17 protein-coding genes are annotated in these 18,069 nt (G+C 62.7%); 8 read left to right on the top strand and 9 right to left on the bottom strand.

The genetic code is table 11. The features are described 5' to 3' along the window. The first annotated feature begins 82 nt into the window (after positions 1 to 82). From HX805_RS20520 to hemN, 4 genes are all read left to right on the top strand, one after another. Positions 83 to 2,533 carry a heavy metal translocating P-type ATPase gene (locus tag HX805_RS20520; protein ID WP_177117256.1) on the top strand — a complete coding sequence of 817 codons (2,451 nt, stop codon included), beginning with the start codon at positions 83 to 85 and terminating at the stop codon, positions 2,531 to 2,533. 22 nt (positions 2,534 to 2,555) lie between these two features. Beyond that, entirely contained in the window at positions 2,556 to 2,774 is a 219-nt protein-coding gene (ccoS, locus tag HX805_RS20515; protein ID WP_177117255.1) for a cbb3-type cytochrome oxidase assembly protein CcoS, read from the top strand. Beyond that, on the top strand, positions 2,767 to 3,450 hold the full coding sequence (locus tag HX805_RS20510) for a sulfite exporter TauE/SafE family protein (protein WP_003219035.1): 684 nt from the start codon (positions 2,767 to 2,769) through the stop codon (positions 3,448 to 3,450). Before ccoS ends, HX805_RS20510 begins: the two co-directional genes overlap by 8 nt. 103 nt (positions 3,451 to 3,553) lie before the next feature. Then, positions 3,554 to 4,936 carry an oxygen-independent coproporphyrinogen III oxidase gene (gene hemN / locus HX805_RS20505; RefSeq protein ID WP_003219038.1) on the top strand — a complete coding sequence of 461 codons (1,383 nt, stop codon included), beginning with the start codon at positions 3,554 to 3,556 and terminating at the stop codon, positions 4,934 to 4,936. Positions 4,937 to 4,943: 7 nt separating this feature from the next. On the opposite strand, the gene HX805_RS20500 is transcribed toward hemN, so the two are convergent. Then, a complete protein-coding gene (locus tag HX805_RS20500; RefSeq protein WP_003219041.1) occupies positions 4,944 to 5,420 on the bottom strand; it encodes a hypothetical protein in 477 nt (158 codons plus the stop codon). Between the two features lie 154 nt (positions 5,421 to 5,574). Between HX805_RS20500 and fnr the strand changes: the two genes are divergently transcribed. After that, a complete protein-coding gene (gene fnr / locus HX805_RS20495; RefSeq protein WP_003219044.1) occupies positions 5,575 to 6,309 on the top strand; it encodes a fumarate/nitrate reduction transcriptional regulator Fnr in 735 nt (244 codons plus the stop codon). 80 nt (positions 6,310 to 6,389) lie between these two features. Continuing rightward, entirely contained in the window at positions 6,390 to 6,938 is a 549-nt protein-coding gene (locus HX805_RS20490; RefSeq protein WP_003219046.1) for an adenine phosphoribosyltransferase, read from the top strand. 130 nt (positions 6,939 to 7,068) lie between these two features. On the opposite strand, the gene HX805_RS20485 is transcribed toward HX805_RS20490, so the two are convergent. From HX805_RS20485 to dnaX, 5 genes are all read right to left on the bottom strand, one after another. Further along, on the bottom strand, positions 7,069 to 8,217 hold the full coding sequence (locus tag HX805_RS20485) for an acyl-CoA dehydrogenase family protein (protein WP_003219047.1): 1,149 nt from the start codon (positions 8,215 to 8,217) through the stop codon (positions 7,069 to 7,071). 200 nt (positions 8,218 to 8,417) lie between these two features. Next, positions 8,418 to 9,020: a recombination mediator RecR gene (gene recR / locus HX805_RS20480; RefSeq protein ID WP_003219049.1), complete on the bottom strand. Its 603-nt coding sequence runs from the start codon at positions 9,018 to 9,020 to the stop codon at positions 8,418 to 8,420. Between the two features lie 65 nt (positions 9,021 to 9,085). Continuing rightward, entirely contained in the window at positions 9,086 to 10,120 is a 1,035-nt protein-coding gene (locus HX805_RS20475; RefSeq protein ID WP_003219050.1) for an NADP-dependent oxidoreductase, read from the bottom strand. A 271-nt stretch (positions 10,121 to 10,391) separates the two neighbouring features. Next, positions 10,392 to 10,730: a YbaB/EbfC family nucleoid-associated protein gene (locus HX805_RS20470; RefSeq protein WP_003193199.1), complete on the bottom strand. Its 339-nt coding sequence runs from the start codon at positions 10,728 to 10,730 to the stop codon at positions 10,392 to 10,394. 43 nt (positions 10,731 to 10,773) lie between these two features. Continuing rightward, entirely contained in the window at positions 10,774 to 12,837 is a 2,064-nt protein-coding gene (dnaX, locus tag HX805_RS20465) for a DNA polymerase III subunit gamma/tau (protein ID WP_134325952.1), read from the bottom strand. Between the two features lie 133 nt (positions 12,838 to 12,970). Between dnaX and HX805_RS20460 the strand changes: the two genes are divergently transcribed. After that, complete coding sequence (locus tag HX805_RS20460; RefSeq protein WP_177117254.1) at positions 12,971 to 13,720, top strand: ABC transporter substrate-binding protein; 750 nt, start codon at positions 12,971 to 12,973, stop codon at positions 13,718 to 13,720. Positions 13,721 to 13,875: 155 nt separating this feature from the next. Here the strand turns inward: HX805_RS20460 and HX805_RS20455 are convergent, their stop codons facing one another. From HX805_RS20455 to HX805_RS20445, 3 genes are read right to left on the bottom strand one after another with little or no spacing between them, the layout of a single operon-like run. Continuing rightward, on the bottom strand, positions 13,876 to 15,567 hold the full coding sequence (locus HX805_RS20455) for a bifunctional diguanylate cyclase/phosphodiesterase (RefSeq protein ID WP_003219057.1): 1,692 nt from the start codon (positions 15,565 to 15,567) through the stop codon (positions 13,876 to 13,878). A gap of 18 nt (positions 15,568 to 15,585) precedes the next feature. Beyond that, positions 15,586 to 17,151 (bottom strand): PAS domain-containing methyl-accepting chemotaxis protein, encoded by a 1,566-nt coding sequence (locus HX805_RS20450; RefSeq protein WP_003219059.1) that lies wholly within the window; start codon positions 17,149 to 17,151, stop codon positions 15,586 to 15,588. Position 17,152: 1 nt separating this feature from the next. Next, a complete protein-coding gene (locus HX805_RS20445; protein ID WP_157222851.1) occupies positions 17,153 to 17,305 on the bottom strand; it encodes a hypothetical protein in 153 nt (50 codons plus the stop codon). 306 nt (positions 17,306 to 17,611) lie between these two features. On the opposite strand from HX805_RS20445, the gene HX805_RS20440 reads away from it, so the two are divergent. Next, positions 17,612 to 17,926, top strand: a complete 315-nt coding sequence (locus tag HX805_RS20440; RefSeq protein ID WP_003219061.1) for a helix-turn-helix domain-containing protein — start codon at positions 17,612 to 17,614, stop codon at positions 17,924 to 17,926. The last annotated feature ends 143 nt before the right edge of the window (positions 17,927 to 18,069 follow it).

The raw sequence follows: 18,069 nt of genomic DNA, 5'->3' as shown, positions 1-18,069 counted from the left end.
GCTCCGCGTCACAAGAGCGGACGCGGAGCGTCCAGCGAAGCGTTCCCACGCAGAGCGTGGGAACGATCATCGGAACTGAGCCATGACCCCCCCAATCCCCTGCTACCACTGCGCCCTGCCCGTGCCGCCCGGCAGCCGGTTCACTGCCGTGATCCTCGGCGAGCCCCGCGAGCTGTGCTGCCCGGGCTGCCAGGCGGTGGCCGAGGCGATTGTCGCCGGTGGCCTGGAAAGCTATTACCAGCACCGCAGCGAAGCCTCGGCCAACCCCGAGGCGCTGCCGGTGCAACTGGTGGACGAGCTGGCGCTGTATGACCGTGCCGATGTGCAAAAGCCTTTCGTGCGCCACGACGGTGACCTGTCGCAAGCCACACTGTTGATGGAAGGCATCAGTTGCGCCGCCTGTGGCTGGCTGATCGAAAAACACCTGCGCAGCCTGCCCGCCGTGGCCGAGGCACGCCTGAACCTGTCCAACCACCGCCTGCACGTGCGCTGGGCCGATGGGCAATTGCCCCTGAGCCAACTGCTCGGCGAATTGCGTCACATCGGCTACGCCGCCCACCCGTACCAAGCCGACCGCGCCGCCGAACAACTGGCCAGCGAAAACCGCCTGGCCCTGCGTCAACTGGGGGTGGCCGGGCTGCTGTGGTTCCAGGCGATGATGGCGACGATGGCCACCTGGCCGGAATTCAATATCGACCTGAGCCCGGAGCTGCACGTGATCCTGCGCTGGGTCGCGATGTTTCTGACAACGCCCATCGTGTTCTACAGCTGCGCGCCGTTTTTCAAGGGGGCGATGCGCGACCTGCGCACCCGCCACCTGACCATGGATGTTTCGGTGTCCCTGGCCATTGGCGGTGCCTACCTGGCCGGAATCTGGACCGCCATCACCGGCACCGGCGAACTGTATTTCGATGCAGTCGGCATGTTTGCCCTGTTCCTGCTGGCTGGGCGCTACCTGGAGCGTCGCGCCCGGGAACGTACGGCGGCAGCCACCGCGCAGTTGGTCAACCTGTTGCCAGCCTCGTGCCTGCGCATGAGTGCCGACGGGCAAAGTGAACGGATCCTGCTCAGCGAACTGGCCCTGGGCGACCGGGTACTGGTGCATCCGGGGGCGGTGCTGCCGGCAGACGGCATCATCCTCGACGGCCAGTCGAGCATCGACGAATCGCTGCTGACCGGCGAGTACCTGCCGCAACCACGCCAGGTCGGCGATGCCGTCACTGCCGGCACCCTCAACGTCGAAGGTGCGCTGACCGTCGAAGTCCGCGCCCTGGGCCACGACACGCGCCTGTCGGCCATCGTGCGCCTGCTGGAGCGGGCCCAGGCGGAGAAACCCCGGCTGGCGGAGATCGCCGACCGCGCCGCCCAATGGTTCCTGTTGTGCTCGTTGGTCGCCGCTGCGGTCATCGGCCTAGTGTGGTGGGAGCTGGATTCGTCACGGGCGTTCTGGATCGTCCTGGCGATGCTGGTTGCGACCTGCCCTTGCGCCCTCTCACTGGCAACACCCACCGCCCTGACGGCAGCCACCGGCACCCTGCACAAACTCGGGCTGCTGCTGACCCGCGGCCACGTGCTGGAAGGCCTGAACCAGATCGACACGGTGATTTTCGACAAGACCGGCACCCTTACCGAAGGTCGCCTGGCGTTGCGCGCGATCCGCCCGTTGAGCCTGCTGGGCAGCGACGAGTGCCTGAGCCTCGCAGCGGCGCTGGAGCAACGTTCGGAACATCCTATCGCCCGCGCATTCGGCCGCGCGCCGTTGGCGGCGGATGAAGTGCTCAGCACGCCGGGCCTGGGCCTGGAAGGCCGCGTCGGTGACCGCCGGTTGCGCATTGGCCAGCCGGGTTTTGTTTGCGAACTGAGCGGCTGCGCCCTCCCCGCCTCGCCGAAGGAAGCCGGCCAATGGCTGCTGCTGGGCGACACCGACGGCGCCCTGGCCTGGTTTGTCCTGGATGACCGCCTGCGCAGCGACGCGCCCGCCTTGCTCGCCGCCTGCAAGGCACGCGGCTGGCGCACGTTGCTGCTGTCGGGAGACAGCTCGCCGATGGTTGCCAGTGTCGCCGCCGAGCTGGGCATCGACGAAGCCCATGGCGGCCTGCGCCCCGATGACAAGCTGCAAATGCTGCAACAGCTGCACAAGGAAGGCCGCAAGGTGCTGATGCTCGGCGATGGCGTCAACGATGTGCCGGTGCTGGCCGCCGCCGATATCAGCGTGGCCATGGGCTCGGCCACCGACCTGGCCAAGACCAGCGCCGACGCGGTGTTGCTGTCGAACCGCCTCGACGCCCTGGTGCAAGCCTTTACCCTGGCCCGGCGCACCCGCCGGGTAATCATTGAAAACCTGCTGTGGGCCGGGCTGTACAATGGCCTGATGTTGCCGTTTGCCGCCCTCGGCTGGATCACTCCCATCTGGGCGGCGATCGGCATGTCCCTCAGTTCGTTGACCGTGGTGCTCAATGCCCTGCGCCTGACTCGCATGCCGAGCACGCCAGCCGTGAGCCCCGCCCCCATAACCCGCCCGCTGCCGGCTTGAGCCGCACGGGCATGGAGTGCAGATGCCAGCTCTTTACGTGATGATCCCGGCGGCGCTGTTGATCGTTGCCATCGCCATTTACATCTTCTTCTGGGCGGTGGACAGCGGCCAGTACGACGACCTCGATGGCCCGGCCCACAGCGTGTTGTTCGATGACCAGGACCCGAACCACCTGGCGGCCGTCGATGAAGCCAACGGCCCTGAACAACCGACCAAGCCGAAAGATCCGCCCCATGCTTGAACTGGCGCCCCTGCTGGTCTCGGCGGTGATCCTCGGCCTGCTGGGCGGCGGCCATTGCCTGGGTATGTGTGGCGGCCTGATGGGCGCGCTGACCCTGGCGATTCCCAAGGAGCAACGCAGTCGGCGCTTTCGCCTGCTGCTGGCCTACAACCTGGGGCGCATCCTCAGCTACGCCACCGCCGGCTTGCTGATCGGCCTGGCCGGCTGGGCCGTGGCCAACAGTCCGGCAGCGATGTTCATGCGCATCCTCGCCGGGCTGTTGCTGATCTGCATGGGCTTGTACCTGGCCGGCTGGTGGAGCGGCCTGACCCGTATCGAAAGCCTCGGGCGCGGCCTGTGGCGGCATATCCAGCCGGTTGCCAACCGTTTGCTGCCGGTGTCCAGCCTGCCCCGGGCGTTGCTGCTGGGTGCGCTCTGGGGCTGGTTGCCGTGCGGGTTGGTCTACAGCACGTTGCTGTGGGCGGCCAGCCAGGGCAATGCGCTGGACAGTGCGGTGCTGATGCTCGCGTTTGGCCTTGGCACCTGGCCGGTACTGCTGGCCACGGGCTTAGCCGCTGATCGAGTCACCGCGTTATTGCGCAAACGCAGCGTGCGGATGGCCGGTGGCCTGCTGGTCATGCTGTTCGGCATCTGGACCTTGCCCGGGCCGCACCAGCACTGGCTGATGGGCCACTAGATCGCCATGTGGCATAGCGCCGCTCCCCGTTGATGCAAATCAAGATGGCTTCCCCACCCAGCCCCTAGACTCGGCCCACTAGCCTATCCGGGGGAACGCCCGCATGCTCGACGCCATTCGTTGGGACACTGATCTGATTCACCGCTACGACCTGGCGGGGCCACGCTATACCTCGTACCCCACCGCCGTACAATTCGACAGCCAGGTCGGCACCTTCGACCTGCTCCACGCCCTGCGCGACAGCCGCAAGGCCGTACGGCCCCTGTCGCTGTATGTGCATGTGCCGTTTTGCGCCAACATTTGCTACTACTGCGCCTGCAACAAGGTCATCACCAAGGATCGCGGCCGGGCTCACGCCTATCTGCAACGCCTGGAGCAGGAAATCCAGTTGGTGGCGTGCCACCTCGACCCCAAACAGCCGGTGGAGCAGCTGCACTTCGGCGGCGGCACCCCGACCTTTCTCAGCCATGACGAGCTGCGTCAGGTCATGGGCCGCCTGCGCCAGCACTTCAACCTGCTGGACGATGACTCCGGCGACTACGGGATTGAAATCGACCCACGGGAAGCCGACTGGGCGACCATGGGCCTGCTGCGTGAACTGGGGTTCAACCGCGTCAGTATCGGCCTGCAGGACCTGGACCCCGAAGTGCAGCGTGCGGTGAACCGCCTGCAAAGCCTGGAAGAAACCCGCGCAGTGATCGACGCAGCGCGCACCCTGCAGTTTCGTTCGATCAATATCGACCTGATCTACGGTTTGCCCAAGCAGACACCGCTGAATTTCGCACGCACCGTGGAAGAAGTCATCAGCCTGCAACCGGACCGCCTCTCGGTGTTCAACTACGCACACCTGCCGGAACGGTTCATGCCCCAGCGACGGATCAACACCGACGACCTGCCCTCCCCGGCGGAAAAACTGCTGATGCTGCAAACCACCATCGAGCAGTTGACCCGGGCGGGCTACCGCTACATCGGCATGGACCACTTTGCCCTGCCGGACGACGAATTGGCCGTCGCCCAGGAAGAAGGCACGCTGCAACGCAACTTCCAGGGCTACACCACCCATGGGCATTGCGATTTGATCGGGCTTGGGGTGTCGGCGATCAGCCAGATCGGCGACCTGTACTGCCAGAACAGCAGCGACCTGAACCACTACCAGAATGCCCTCGCCGGCGCGCAACTGGCCACCAGCCGTGGGTTGTTATGCACCACGGATGACCGGCTGCGACGGGAAGTGATCCAGCAGTTGATCTGCACGTTCAGCCTGAATTTCGAGAAGATCGAACAGGCTTTCAACATCGATTTTCGCGGCTATTTCGACGAACTCTGGCCGCAACTGGAGGCGATGACCGAGGACGGACTGATCGAACTCGACCCACAGGGCATCCGCGTATTGCCGGCGGGACGCCTGCTGGTACGCTCGGTGTGCATGGTGTTCGATGCCTATCTGGAGCACCAAAATCGGCAACGATTTTCGCGGGTAATCTGAACCTGTCCTACTTCGCCAGCAGGGCCATCGCTTCCAGCTGCGACTCGGGAGACTCGTCCTTCAAGGCCTTGGTCAACTGCGATTGGGCCGTCATCAAGCCGGCCTGCAATGTCGCGATATCACTCTGCAAGGCGGCCACTCTGGCCTGCCTTGCCTGCGGGGTCTTTGAGGCGTCGGACATGGCAGCTGAGAGCTGAGCCATCTTCTCGGCGAGCTGTTTTCTCATCTCGCGAATCATTTTCAACAGCTGCTTGATGTTGTCTTTCAGGTTGCTGTCGTCAATGTCCTTGTTGGAGTTGGTGCTGGCCTTGGAGGCTTTCAGCCCCGCCCCCGAGATATCCACCACCAGTCCTTGGGGCTTGGTGTCAGTGGCCCGATCGGTAGAAGACGCTTGGTCTTTATCGTCTGCAGCGGGGTCTTTTTTCGCATCAGGCACGGTTAGCGAAGAAACAATGGCAGGGTTGGTTGCGCCAATGGAAAGCATGATCTGAGCCTCCAGCTCTAGGAGTGACAATCTTGTATCGACCTCGATACAAAATTCTTTATACCGCTGCTGCTTTTTTGTACACGCTGGCCTGATCGTCCCCCAGTGCGGTACCCTTACGTCTTATGTGTGTTTTCCCACAAGGATTTAAGAAATGTCCGAGCCAGTTAAACTGCGCGCTCATAGCCAGGCTCATTGCAAGGATTGCAGCCTGGCCCCCCTGTGCCTGCCACTTTCGTTGAATCTGGAAGACATGGAAGCGCTGGACGAGATCGTTAAACGCGGTCGCCCACTGAAAAAAGGCGAGTTCCTGTTTCGCCAGGGCGACAAGTTTGACTCCGTTTATGCAGTACGTTCTGGCGCGCTGAAAACCTTCAGCCTGAGCGATGGCGGCGAAGAACAGATCACCGGCTTCCACCTGCCGAGCGAACTGGTCGGACTGTCGGGCATGGACACTGAGATTCACCCCGTGTCGGCCCAGGCCCTGGAAACCACATCGGTGTGTGAAATCCCGTTCGAACGCCTGGATGAACTGGCCCTGCAGCTGCCGCAATTGCGTCGCCAGCTGATGCGCGTGATGAGCCGGGAAATCCGCGACGACCAACAGATGATGCTGTTGTTGTCGAAGAAAACCGCCGACGAGCGTATTGCCACTTTCCTGGTCAACCTTTCCGCACGTTTCCGCGCGCGGGGTTTCTCGGCCAACCAGTTCCGCCTGAGCATGTCGCGCAACGAAATCGGCAACTACCTGGGCCTGGCGGTGGAAACCGTATCCCGGGTATTCACCCGCTTCCAGCAGAACGAGTTGATTGCGGCCGAAGGCAAGGAAGTGCATATCCTCGACCCGATCCAGCTCTGCGCATTGGCTGGCGGTTCGCTCGACGGTTGATCCAGACGCTTGCGGCCGAGCCAATCGGCTGGGCCGCAGGTATACTTCGAGTCCGCTTTCCTCCCCAGGACTCCTCGACGATGGTCTTCGATTCGTTCGACATCAAATCCCTGATTCGCCCAGTCATCGACTTCCCCAAGCCTGGGGTGATCTTTCGCGATATCACGCCGCTGTTCCAGTCGCCCAAGGCCTTGCGCCTGGTGGCCGATACCTTCGTACACCGCTACGTCGAAGCCGACTTCACCCACATCGGCGCGATGGATGCCCGGGGCTTCTTGATCGGTTCGATCATTGCCTATCAGTTGAACAAACCGCTGATCCTGTTCCGCAAGCAAGGCAAATTGCCGGCTGACGTGCTGGCCGAGAGTTACCAGACCGAATACGGCGAAGCCTTCCTGGAAGTGCACGCCGACAGCCTGTGTGAAGGTGATTCGGTACTGATGTTCGATGACCTGATCGCCACCGGCGGCACGCTGATCGCGGCGGCCAACCTGGCCCGGCGCATGGGCGCACGGATTTTCGAAGCGGCGGCGATCATTGACCTGCCGGAGCTGGGTGGGTCCCAGCGCCTGGAAGACATGGGCATTGCGACGTTCTGCCTGACGCAGTTTGCCCTGACAGACCAATAACCCGGGATTTGTGTGGCGAGGGAGCTTGCTCCCGCTGGAGTGCGCAGCGCTCCCAAAGATCTTGGGGCCGCTACGCAGCCCAGCGGGAGCAAGCTCCCTCGCCACAGCTCCCTCGCCACAAAAGCGCTTTCTACAAGCCCATCTGCTTGCTGATGATTTCGTTCATCACTTCCCGAGTCCCGCCGCCGATGGACAGGATGCGGTTGTCGCGATACAGCCGCTCCACCAGGTTGCCGCGCATGTAGCCCTGGCCGCCGAGGATCTGCACGGCATCAAAGGTCACGCGGTCGGCGGTGTCGGTGGCGAGGTTCTTGGCCATCGAGATCTCCTTGATCACACTCTTGCCCGCGGCCATCTTCGCGGCCTGGCGGTAGGTGAATTCCCGCGAGACCTCCACCGCCGTGGCCATTTCCGCCAGGCGATGCTTGAGCACCTGGAACTTGCCGATGGGTTTGCCGAAGGCCTCGCGCTGGGCCGCCCACTTCAGGCTTTCCTCCAGGGCCATCTGCGCAGTCATATTGGCCATCAGGGCCAGGGCCAGGCGCTCGCTCTGGAAGTTGCCCATGATGCAGGCGAAACCCATGTTCTCGGCGCCGATCAGATTGCCTACGGGTACGCGGCAATCATCGAAGAATAATTCGGCAGTGTCCGACGCCCACCAGCCCATTTTCTTCAGCGGTGTACCGGTGGTGAAACCAGGCGTGCCCTTTTCGATCAACAACAGGCTGATGCCGGCAAAGCCCGGCCCCCCGGTACGTACCGCGACGGTATAGAAGTCGGCACGCTGGCCGCTGGTGATAAAGGTTTTGCTGCCGCTGACCCGGTAATGGTCGCCGTCGCGCACAGCACGGGTCTGCAGGCTGGCGACATCGGAGCCGCCACCGGGCTCGGTGACGGCCAGGGCGGCGATCTTCTCGCCGGATAACACCTGCGGCGCCACACGATCGCGCACCTCGGGCCGGGCCCATTTGACGATGGGCGGCAAGCCGATATCCAGCGAGCCCAACCCTGCCACTACCCCGCCGGAGCCGCAGCGCATCAGTTCTTCGCTGGCGGCGACCTTGGCGAACAGGTCACCTTCGTGGCTGCCTCCAAGGGCTTCGGGGTAACCGATGCCCAGGATCCCCGCCGCGCCGGCCTTGAGGTACAGCTCCCGGGGGAAGCTTTCAGCTTCCTCCCACTGCTCGATGCCCGGCAACATCTCGCGCTCGACGAAACGACGCACGCTGTCGCGGACCAATTGGTGGCTGGGGTCGAAGTATTCCTGATAGGCCGACATCGGCAAGCTCCACGGGACGGTAGAGCGAACTTACCAAGCGCTTGCTTGGTTATCAAGCAAGAGGAAAGACTCGTGAACGCCACAAAACAAATGTGGGAGCGGGCTTGCTCGCGAATGCGGTGTATCAGTCGCCAGATGCATTGACTGAACCACCGCATTCGCGAGCAAGCCCGCTCCCACATTTTGTCCTGCGGTGTTTGTTACAGGGCGATCGGCTTACGCCCGGCAAACGAATGCGCCAGGGTCCCGCCATCCACCAGCTCCAGCTCGCCACCCAGCGGCACGCCGTGGGCGATGCGCGAGGTGATCAGGCCTTTGTTGGTCAGCAGCTGGGCGATGTAATGGGCCGTCGCTTCGCCTTCCACCGTAGGGTTGGTGGCCAGGATCACCTCGACGAACGTGCCCTGTTCCTCGATCCGCGTCACCAGTTGCGGAATACCAATCGCCTCCGGCCCCAGCCCGTCCAGCGGCGACAGGTGGCCCTTGAGCACAAAGTAGCGTCCGCGGTAACCGGTCTGCTCCACCGCGTAGACATCCATCGGCCCTTCGACCACACACAGCAGCGTGTCGTCGCGACGCGGGTCGGCGCATTGCGGGCACAGCTCTTCCTCGGTCAGGGTGCGGCACTGGCGGCAGTGGCCAACCCCTTCCATCGCCTGGCTCAGGGCCTGGGCCAGTCGGGAGCCGCCGCTGCGATCACGCTCCAGCAGTTGCAGCGCCATGCGCTGGGCGGTTTTCTGACCCACACCTGGCAAAGTGCGCAGGGCGTCGATCAGTTGACGAATCAGGGGGCTGAAGCTCATGGGGAAAGGTCCGACAAAACAACGAGACGCGGTTTATACCCGCGCCTCGGATTAGCGTCAAATGCTCAATCTTGTGCGACCCGCACCACCAACTTGCCGAAGTTGCGCCCCTCCAGCAAACCGATAAAGGCTTCAGGTGCCTGCTCCAGGCCTTCCACCACGTCCTCGCGGAACTTGATCTTGCCGTCCCGCACCCACGGCGCCATGGCACTGAGGAATTCCGGTTGGCGGTCGCCATAGTCGTCGAACACGATAAAGCCCTGGATCCGCACACGCTTGGTCAGCAAGGTACGTTGCAACGCCGGCAGCCGGTCGGGACCGCTGGGCGCTTCGTGGGCGTTATAGCCGGCGATCAGGCCACACAAGGGAATGCGCGCCTTGGCATTCAGCAGCGGCACGACCGCGTCGAATACCTTGCCGCCGACGTTTTCAAAGTAGATATCGATGCCCTTGGGGCAGGCCTGGGCAAGCTCCTCGGCAAAGTTGTCGCTCTTGTGATCGACACAGGCATCAAAGCCCAGCTCGTCCACCACATAGCGGCACTTGTCGGCGCCACCCGCCACACCGACCACCCGCAGCCCCTTGATCTTCGCCACCTGGCCCACCACCGAGCCCACCGCACCGGAAGCGGCCGCCACCACCAGGGTTTCCCCGGACTTGGGCTGGCCGATATCGGTGAGGCCCATATAGGCGGTCATGCCGGGCATACCCAGCACACCCAGGGCCATGGACGGGCTGGCCAGTCCCTTCGGTACCGGGATCAGGTTGCGCCCATCGGAGATGCTGTGGCTCTGCCAGCCGGTGGAACCGACCACCAAGTCACCCACCTCGAACTTCGGATTGCGGGACTGTTCGATGCGGCTGACAGCGCCACCGGTCATCACTTCGTCGATTTCTACCGGCGCAGCGTAGGACGGCGCATCACTCATGCGCCCGCGCATGTAGGGATCCAGGGACAGGTAAAGGGTCTTCAGCAAAACCTGGCCGTCGGCCAGTTCCGGCAGCGCGACGCGCTCCAGGCGAAAGTTTTCCGGCACCGGTGCGCCGTGGGGGCGTGAGACCAGCACAATGCGCTGGTTGAGGGTCAATGCTTCGGACATCAGCGAGGCTCCTTCTATCGGTGATTGAATTCAACGGTATAGGGTGCAGACCCCAACACAGGGTCCAGGGTTCGACAAAACTCTCGCAGTAGCCGTTGTCGAGCGCCAGCGAGGCTACGTTAGCCGCACCGCTGCTTTCATGCCAGACGTGGGACCGAGTCGCTGCCGACGCAGCCTGGCTGGCGCTCGACAGCTGCTACGGGTATGGAAAATAGCCGGCCAAAAAAATGCCAGGCGCGGGGCCTGGCATTTTCGGTGCTGCGCTTGCAGATCAGAACGGCAGCTTCATGCCCGGTGGCAGTTGCATGCCAGCGGTCACGCCGGACATCTTGTCCTGGCTGTTAGCTTCGATCTTGCGCACGGCGTCGTTGACGGCCGCGGCAAACAGCGCCTCGAGCATTTCCAGGTCGTCTTCGCCGACGCCCGGCAATACGCTTGGGTCGATGCTCACGCGCTTGATGTCGTGACGACCGGTCATCACCACGCTGACCATATCGCCACCGGCTTTACCGGTGACTTCGGCGTTGGCCAGTTCTTCCTGCATCTTGGCCATCTTTTCCTGCATCTGCTGCGCCTGCTTCATCAGGCCGGCCATGCCACCTTTCATCATGGGAATCACCTCAAAAGTACGTGGATCAATTATTGGCCCCGGGTTATGACGCTTGGGGTACCGGGGCTTCTACAGGTTCAATAGTATCGTGCCGCACCACCGCGCCAAACTGCTGCATCATCTGCTGGATGAGCGGATCACCGTGGATTGACTCTTCAGCCTCGCGCTGGCGGTTGACCCGGCGACGGGACGCCGCCTGGGCCGGGGTTTCCTGCTCGGGCTTGATCAGCTCGATGCTGATGGTCAGCGTGCGCCCGTGGAACTGGTTCAGGGCATCGTTGAGCCGGCGCTGCTGGGTCGCGTTGAACAGGGCGCTGTGGGCCGGGTCCAGGTGCAGCAGCCAGTGGTCGCCATCAACGGCAATCAGGGTGCAGTTGGCGGCGATGCTGCCGGTCATGCCGGAGATCGGCAGTTTCGGGAACAGCTCCAGCCATTGCAACGCCAGGCCGGTGGCCGGCATCGCGGCAGGTTCGGGTTCAGGCTCCGGGGCAGGCTCGGCGGTGTGTTCGCTGGCCAGGTCGTCCAGGTAGCTGTAGGCCGAATCCATGTCCGGCTCGATGTAATCTTCGTCCAGCGGCGGCTCGTCGTCGAGGTCGGTGCCCGGGGTGGCGGCGTCCACTTGCGCAACGGTCGGCTCCGGCACCGGGGCCGAAACCCACTCGGGGGCGTCCGGCACCACGCTGTCCGGGGTCGGCGCGGGCATGGGTGTCAGTTCAGGCTGCTCGCTGGTGGTTTCCAGCACCGGCTCGACGGCAGGCTGCAGCTCGACCTCGACATCGGCCTCTACCGGGTCGTTCCACGGCAGATCGACTTCAGGCACGGGCGCAGGCTCAACCACCGGCTCCGGCACCACCACAGGCGCCACGGGCTCGGCGACAACCGGGGCGGCGGCCTGTGCAACCGGCGCAGGCGGCGCAACCACTGGCGCGACAACAGCCGGGCCAGCCACTGGTTTGGCGGAATCAACTGTGGCCTGGCTGATCCCCACTGGCTTTAGCGGCTGTCTCGGCGCATCCGCCGTGTCGGCGGGCCTGAAGGCCAGCATCCGCAGCAGGACCATTTCAAAGCCGCCTCGCGGATCGGGTGCCAACGGCAGGTCACGTCGCCCAATCAGGCCCATCTGGTAGTAGAACTGTACGTCTTCGGCCGGTAACGCCTGGGCCAGGGCCAACACGCGGTCGCGGTCGCCGTGGCCGTTGTCGACACCTTCGGGCAGGGCCTGGGCGATGGCGACGCGGTGCAGCACATTGAGGATTTCCGACAGCACGCCATTCCAGTCCGGGCCTTGCTCGGACAGATGACGCACGGCTTCGAGCAACGCCTTGGCGTCGCCTTCGATCAACGCGTGCAGCACGTCGAACACCTGGCCGTGGTCCAGGGTGCCGAGCATCGCCCGCACGTCGGCGGCCAGCACCTTGCCTTCACCGAAGGCGATGGCCTGGTCGGTAAGGCTCATGGCATCACGCATCGAGCCGTCGGCGGCACGCCCCAGCAACCACAGGGCGTCGTCTTCGAACGGTACGTTCTCGACACCCAGCACGTGGGTCAAATGCTCGACCACACGCTCCGGGGTCATGTTTTTCAGGGAGAACTGCAGGCACCGCGACAAAATCGTTGCAGGAAGTTTCTGCGGGTCGGTGGTGGCCAGGATGAATTTGACGTAGGGCGGCGGCTCTTCCAGGGTCTTCAACAAGGCGTTGAAGGAGTGGCTGGACAGCATGTGCACTTCGTCGATCAGGTAGACCTTGAAGCGGCCACGGCTCGGTGCGTACTGCACGTTGTCGAGCAGCTCGCGGGTGTCTTCGACCTTGGTGCGGCTCGCGGCGTCGATCTCGATCAGGTCGACAAAACGCCCTTCGTCGATTTCCCGGCACACCGAGCAGGTACCACACGGCGTAGAGGTGATGCCGGTTTCACAGTTCAGGCACTTGGCGATGATACGGGCAATGGTGGTCTTGCCCACCCCGCGGGTACCGGTGAACAGGTAGGCGTGGTGCAGCCGCTGGCTGTCCAAGGCATTGATCAGAGCCTTGAGCACATGGGTCTGGCCGACCATTTCGCGGAACGAGCGCGGACGCCATTTACGTGCAAGAACCTGATAACTCATCGAAAACCGTCGCAACTGGGAAGCGGAAGCGGGTAATGCTAGCGGAGCAAGGGGGAAATTGCATCCGGCACGCTCGTCTAATCTGACTAAGCTGGTCTGACCAAGCCTGTAAAAGGCTGAACCCGGAGAATTTATGCGCGCAGTCCTGGGCGCCTTGTGGATGATTGCCACGGTCAGCCTGGCGGCACCCGCGCCTCTGCGATTCTCCATTTCCGACAGCTGGACCATGCCCATGGTGCAACTTGACCAGGGCCAGCCCACCCAAGGGATTTTGTATGACCTGATGTTGAGCCTGGCCACCCAGGTCGGCCGTCCTGCGAAATTCCATGTGCTGCCGCGTGCGCGTATCGACACCGCCATGGAGCGCGGGGATGTGGATGTGCGCTGCTACGTGACACCGGCGTGGCTGAACAACCTGTCGGGGGACTACACCTGGAGCCTCCCGCTGATGGTGCAACGCAATGTGCTGGTCGCCGCGCAGGTGCCACCACTGTCAGTACGCCTGGACAGTCTGACGTCGCAACACATCGGTACTGTGCTCGGCTATAGCTACCCGACCCTGGAACCACGCTTCGCCAGGGGCCAGCTCAGCCGCGAGGACAGCCGCAGTGAGGAGCAGGTGTTGCAGAAGCTCGCGGCCGGGCGTTTCAACTATGCGGTAAGCAATGAATGGATCCTCGACCGCTTCAATCAGCAATTACCGCCCACACAGCGCCTGCACACGGTGGCCGTGATCGAAGAACAAAGCCTGGGTTGTTATGTGCGCAACGACCCGCAGGTGCCCGGGCAACAGATCCTGCGCACGTTGCTGCGGATGAAAATGTCCGGGGAGATTGATGAAATCATCCAGCTGTATATCGGGAACAGCGCCCCTGCCCCTTAAGATCACCTGATCGACCTTGTGGCGAGGGAGCTTGCTCCCGCTGGAGTGCGCAGCGCTCCCAAAGATCTTGGGGCCGCTACGCAGCCCAGCGGGAGCAAGCTCCCTCGCCACATCAAGCTCCCAAGCCACAGCAAGCTCCCTCGCCACAGTAAACATCACTCGAGCTTTTGCCACTGCGGCGGCGGTGCAAATCCCTCGACCCAACCCGGCACGTCGTCCGCAGGCATCGGCCGGGCGATGAAATAGCCTTGGGCCACTTCGCAGCCCATGCGCATCAACAGCTGGCCGTGCTCCAGGGTTTCCAGGCCTTCGGCAATCACTTCGCGGCCAAACGCACGGGCCAGGCCGATCACGGCCTTGGTCAGCGCCAGGTCGTCCTTGTCGTGCAGGATGTCGCGCACGAACGACTTGTCGATCTTGATGGTCTGGGTCGGCAGGCGCTTGAGGTAGCTCAGGGAGGAATAGCCGGTGCCAAAATCATCCAGGGAGAACTGCACGCCCAAGGCCTGGCAGGCCTCCAGGTGCTGGGTGACACGCTGGATATTGTCGATGGCCACCGACTCGGCGATCTCCAGGTCCAGCCGGTGCGGCTCCACCTGCGGGTATTGCGCCAGCAAGTCTTGCAGGCGCTCGACAAAATCCTCGCGCTGGAAGTGCCGCGCCGCGATGTTCACGCTCACCGACCACCAATGCCCATGCACCTGCCAGCGATGCATCTGGCCCAACACCTGGGCGATCACCCATTCGCCGATATCGACAATCAGGTCGGTCTGCTCGATCAGTGGCAGGAAATCCCCCGGCTTCACCAGGCCACGCTCGGGGTGCTGCCAGCGTAACAACGCTTCGAACCCCACCACCGTGCCGCAGCGCAAGTTGACCTTGGGCTGGTAATGCAGGCACAACTGGCCCGCCGCCAGGGCCTGGCGGATCTGCTCCACGGTCTGGTGGCTGGCCTTGACCTCCTGTTCCAGGGATACATCAAACAACTGGTAGCGGTTGCGCCCGCTCTGCTTGGCCACATACATCGCCTGGTCGGCATGGCGCAGCAAGGTGTCGGCGTCCTCGTCGTCCAGGGGGAACAGCGTGACGCCGATGCTGGCGAACACATTCAGCTCCGCCCCCTGGATCGAGTACGGCTCGGAAATCGCCTTGAGGATGCGCAGCAAGGCGCCGTTCAGCTCGTCGATATCGCGCACATAACGCAGGATCAGCACAAATTCGTCACCGGCGAGCCGGGCGACCACGTCCTCGCCGCGGATGATCTCCCGCAACCGAGTGGCCACTTCCACCAACAACAGATCCCCACAGGCATGCCCATACCCGTCGTTGACCGCCTTGAAGCCGTCCAGGTCGAGCATGCACAACGCCAACGGGATGTCTTCGCTGCGGGAGAACTCCAGGGACTGGTTAAGCAACTCGGACAGATAGGCGCGGTTCGGCAAGCCGGTCAGCACATCGTGGCCGACCCGCCATTGCAGGGTGTGCAACAGCTGGCGCTTTTCGCTGACATCAAAGCGGATCGACACGTACTTCTGCACGCGCCCGGTCTTCTCATCGAGCAGCGGCACCATGGTGCTGTCCACCCAATACAACGTCCCATCCTTGGCCCGGTTGCAGATTTCCCCACGCCACACCCGGCCTTCGCTGATGGCTTGCCACATGCCCTGGAAGAACCCCGCAGGGTGCAGTCCCGAGCTCAGAATGCGGTGATTTTGCCCCAGCAACTCGTCACGCCCGTAGCCGGACATGCCGCAGAACTGGTCATTGACGTAAGTGATGCAGCCCGCCAGGTCAGTCTCGGAGAAAATGGCGGCTGCATCCACGGCCCTGCGGTATTTCTCGTCCATGAGTCAGGCTCACTGTGGCTAGCGGTTGAACCGCTCGACCAGGGCGCGCAACCCGGAAGAGATGCTTTCGAGTTCCCGGCCACGGGTGACTGCAGCGTTGGCATTGCCCGCTGTCTTTTGCACCGTGGCGGCAACGTTATTGATCTGCTGTGAAACTTCCTCGGCGACGTGGGATTGTTCCTGTGAGGCAGCAGCCATTTGCTGACTCATACCGGTAATACGCTCCACCGCGTGGCGAATGCCTTGCAGCGCCTGCTGCGCCTCAAGTACTTGCTGCACGCCCTGCTCGGCCTCGTGAATGCCCAGGCTCGCGATCTCGACCGCCTCATCGGCGCCCGCCCGCAGGTTCTGGATGATGCCCTGGATCTGCTGGGTCGACTCCCGCGTCTTGCCCGCCAGGGCGCGCACCTCGTCGGCCACCACGGCAAAGCCACGGCCCTGCTCGCCGGCGCGGGCCGCTTCAATGGCCGCGTTGAGGGCCAGCAGGTTGGTCTGGTCGGCGATTGCCTGGATCATGCTCGCGGCCACCTGGATTTGCTGGGTCTGCCCGGCCAGGTTGCCCACCGCCTGGTTGATCTGGGTGACGGTGCCGGCCAGCAACTGGATCGCCTCGCGGGACGTGCCGGCCACCTGGCTGCCCTGCTCGGCGAGGGTGTTGGCGGTGTGAGCTTCGCTGGCGGTTTGCTGCACGTGCACCGCCACTTCGGCGATGGACGCAGCCATCTCGGTCATGGCGGCGGCGGTCATGTCGGTCTCGGCGCGCTGTTCCAGCAACGCCGATTCGGTGGTGCTCGACAACACGCTGGAATGGGCGGCTGCTTCGGCCATCTGGTTGGCCAGGTCGCTGAGGCGCGTCAGGGCGGTTTTAAGTCGCGCTTCTTCGCTGATCAGGATCATTTCGAGCTGCGCGGTCGGCCCCAGCGCGTCGCTGTAGGTCATGGCGCTGATGGGGTCGGAAAAGGTATTGGGCGTGTTCTGCACAATCTGCTTGAGCTGTAGTCCCAAGCGTTGATGCCCCCAGACGCCCAGGCCGAGAAACAAGCCGACAGTCAACGCCTGGGCCCATACACCCGGAACCCATTGGAAGGCGGCGACACTGGCAACGGCAGCCGCCAGTGGCAACGCCATGGCTCGGGACACAGACGCCACACGCCGCACCGGCGAGACCGCCGCACCACCTGCCTGCAACCGCGCGTACAGCGCTTCTGCGCGGCGCACCTGTTCGCGGGTGGGCTTGACCCGCACCGACTCATAGCCCGTCAGCCGCCCGTCTTCGAGAATCGGCGTCACATAGGCGCTGACCCAATAATAGTTGCCGTTCTTGCAGCGGTTCTTCACCACGCCCATCCAGCTCTGCCCGGCCTTGAGGTAGCTCCACATCAGCTGGAACACGGCGGGCGGCATGTCCGGGTGGCGCACCAGGTTGTGGGTGCTGCCGATCAGCTCGGCCTGGGTAAAACCGCTCATGGCGGCAAACTCGGCGTTGCAGTAGGTAATATGGCTGTTGACGTCAGTTGCGGAAATTAGCCGTTGCTGCTCCCCAAAAGTCTGTTCAACAGCAGTGACCGGCAAATTGAGACGCACGTTAAAGCTCCATGGACAGCATTCGATCGCCCTCTCGACCACCGGGTAGGCAGGACAGGCGGATTCGTATTTCCAGTCGGGCTGCGCCGTCGATCGGCTGGTTGGCCGCAAAGGTACGCAAACCCACGATTTTGCACAGCAATTCATCATCCATTCAGTGATGATCAACTAGGCTTGAATTCGGGTATCCGGCACGTGAGGCGCAATGAAGCGTGGCACTGACGAGCGACATTTCAGTCCCTGCCAGGCGTCCGTTTTATGGGCACATTTATGAGAGTAAGGAGAGAGCAATGATTTCCTGTTTCATAAACCTGCCTTCTGAAACGAGACCACCAAATACTTGTCCTAGATGCCGATTCTACGAATTACATCACATTTTGCAAGAAAAGGTGATGGTACATGCGGTTGTCTAATTTTAAGATTTATCGTTAAGTTCTTGATTCTAAATGGGAATTGAGCGATGCACATTTCAAGTTTGGGTCCAGCCATCAGACGTTACCGCAAGGTCGCAGGGCTTACTCAGGCTGAACTAGGTGAAAAAACCGGTTTTGACCCTAAAACCATCAGCCGCTTCGAAACCGGCACCTATACACCCAGCGTCGAGGCACTGTTCTTGTTCGCAGAGGCGCTGGGAGTGAAGCTGAAAGTCTTTTTCGCAGACCTGGTCGACGAGGAGGAACAGCGCGCTTATCTGTTCGGTGTCATTCACAAAGCCACCCCGAAGGATCTGGGAAAGCTGATCGCAGCGGTAGACCAGGCCTTGTCCAAGCCTTAGAGCTCGCAACACACGTGCACGCAATAAAAAGAGCAGACAGCCAGATTGACTGTCTGCTCTTTGCTTGATGACTCCTGACATGAACTGACAGGACAGCCCCTTAGACTAGGGACTGAGCCGCGCCATTGCTGCGTCATTCCACG

The sequence above is a fragment of the Pseudomonas sp. G5001 genome (assembly GCF_013385475.1).
Lineage (GTDB): Bacteria > Pseudomonadota > Gammaproteobacteria > Pseudomonadales > Pseudomonadaceae > Aquipseudomonas.
The sequence above is the reverse complement of the archived record's forward strand: the minus strand, read 5'-3'. Positions and strand labels throughout refer to the sequence as shown.

Bases quoted from the DNA above. Each gene is read 5' to 3' on its own strand.
- HX805_RS20520 (WP_177117256.1), top strand. From the start codon at position 83: ATGACCCCCCCAATCCCCTGCTACCACTGCGCCCTGCCCGTGCCGCCC.
- fnr (WP_003219044.1), top strand. From the start codon at position 5,575: ATGTCCGAGCCAGTTAAACTGCGCGCTCATAGCCAGGCTCATTGCAAG.
- HX805_RS20455 (WP_003219057.1), bottom strand. From the start codon at position 15,567: ATGGACGAGAAATACCGCAGGGCCGTGGATGCAGCCGCCATTTTCTCC.
- recR (WP_003219049.1), bottom strand. From the start codon at position 9,020: ATGAGCTTCAGCCCCCTGATTCGTCAACTGATCGACGCCCTGCGCACT.
- dnaX (WP_134325952.1), bottom strand. From the start codon at position 12,837: ATGAGTTATCAGGTTCTTGCACGTAAATGGCGTCCGCGCTCGTTCCGC.
- hemN (WP_003219038.1), top strand. From the start codon at position 3,554: ATGCTCGACGCCATTCGTTGGGACACTGATCTGATTCACCGCTACGAC.
- HX805_RS20500 (WP_003219041.1), bottom strand. From the start codon at position 5,420: ATGCTTTCCATTGGCGCAACCAACCCTGCCATTGTTTCTTCGCTAACC.
- HX805_RS20475 (WP_003219050.1), bottom strand. From the start codon at position 10,120: ATGTCCGAAGCATTGACCCTCAACCAGCGCATTGTGCTGGTCTCACGC.
- HX805_RS20460 (WP_177117254.1), top strand. From the start codon at position 12,971: ATGCGCGCAGTCCTGGGCGCCTTGTGGATGATTGCCACGGTCAGCCTG.
- HX805_RS20485 (WP_003219047.1), bottom strand. From the start codon at position 8,217: ATGTCGGCCTATCAGGAATACTTCGACCCCAGCCACCAATTGGTCCGC.
- HX805_RS20440 (WP_003219061.1), top strand. From the start codon at position 17,612: ATGCACATTTCAAGTTTGGGTCCAGCCATCAGACGTTACCGCAAGGTC.
- HX805_RS20445 (WP_157222851.1), bottom strand. From the start codon at position 17,305: ATGGATGATGAATTGCTGTGCAAAATCGTGGGTTTGCGTACCTTTGCG.
- HX805_RS20490 (WP_003219046.1), top strand. From the start codon at position 6,390: ATGGTCTTCGATTCGTTCGACATCAAATCCCTGATTCGCCCAGTCATC.
- HX805_RS20470 (WP_003193199.1), bottom strand. From the start codon at position 10,730: ATGATGAAAGGTGGCATGGCCGGCCTGATGAAGCAGGCGCAGCAGATG.
- HX805_RS20510 (WP_003219035.1), top strand. From the start codon at position 2,767: ATGCTTGAACTGGCGCCCCTGCTGGTCTCGGCGGTGATCCTCGGCCTG.
- ccoS (WP_177117255.1), top strand. From the start codon at position 2,556: ATGCCAGCTCTTTACGTGATGATCCCGGCGGCGCTGTTGATCGTTGCC.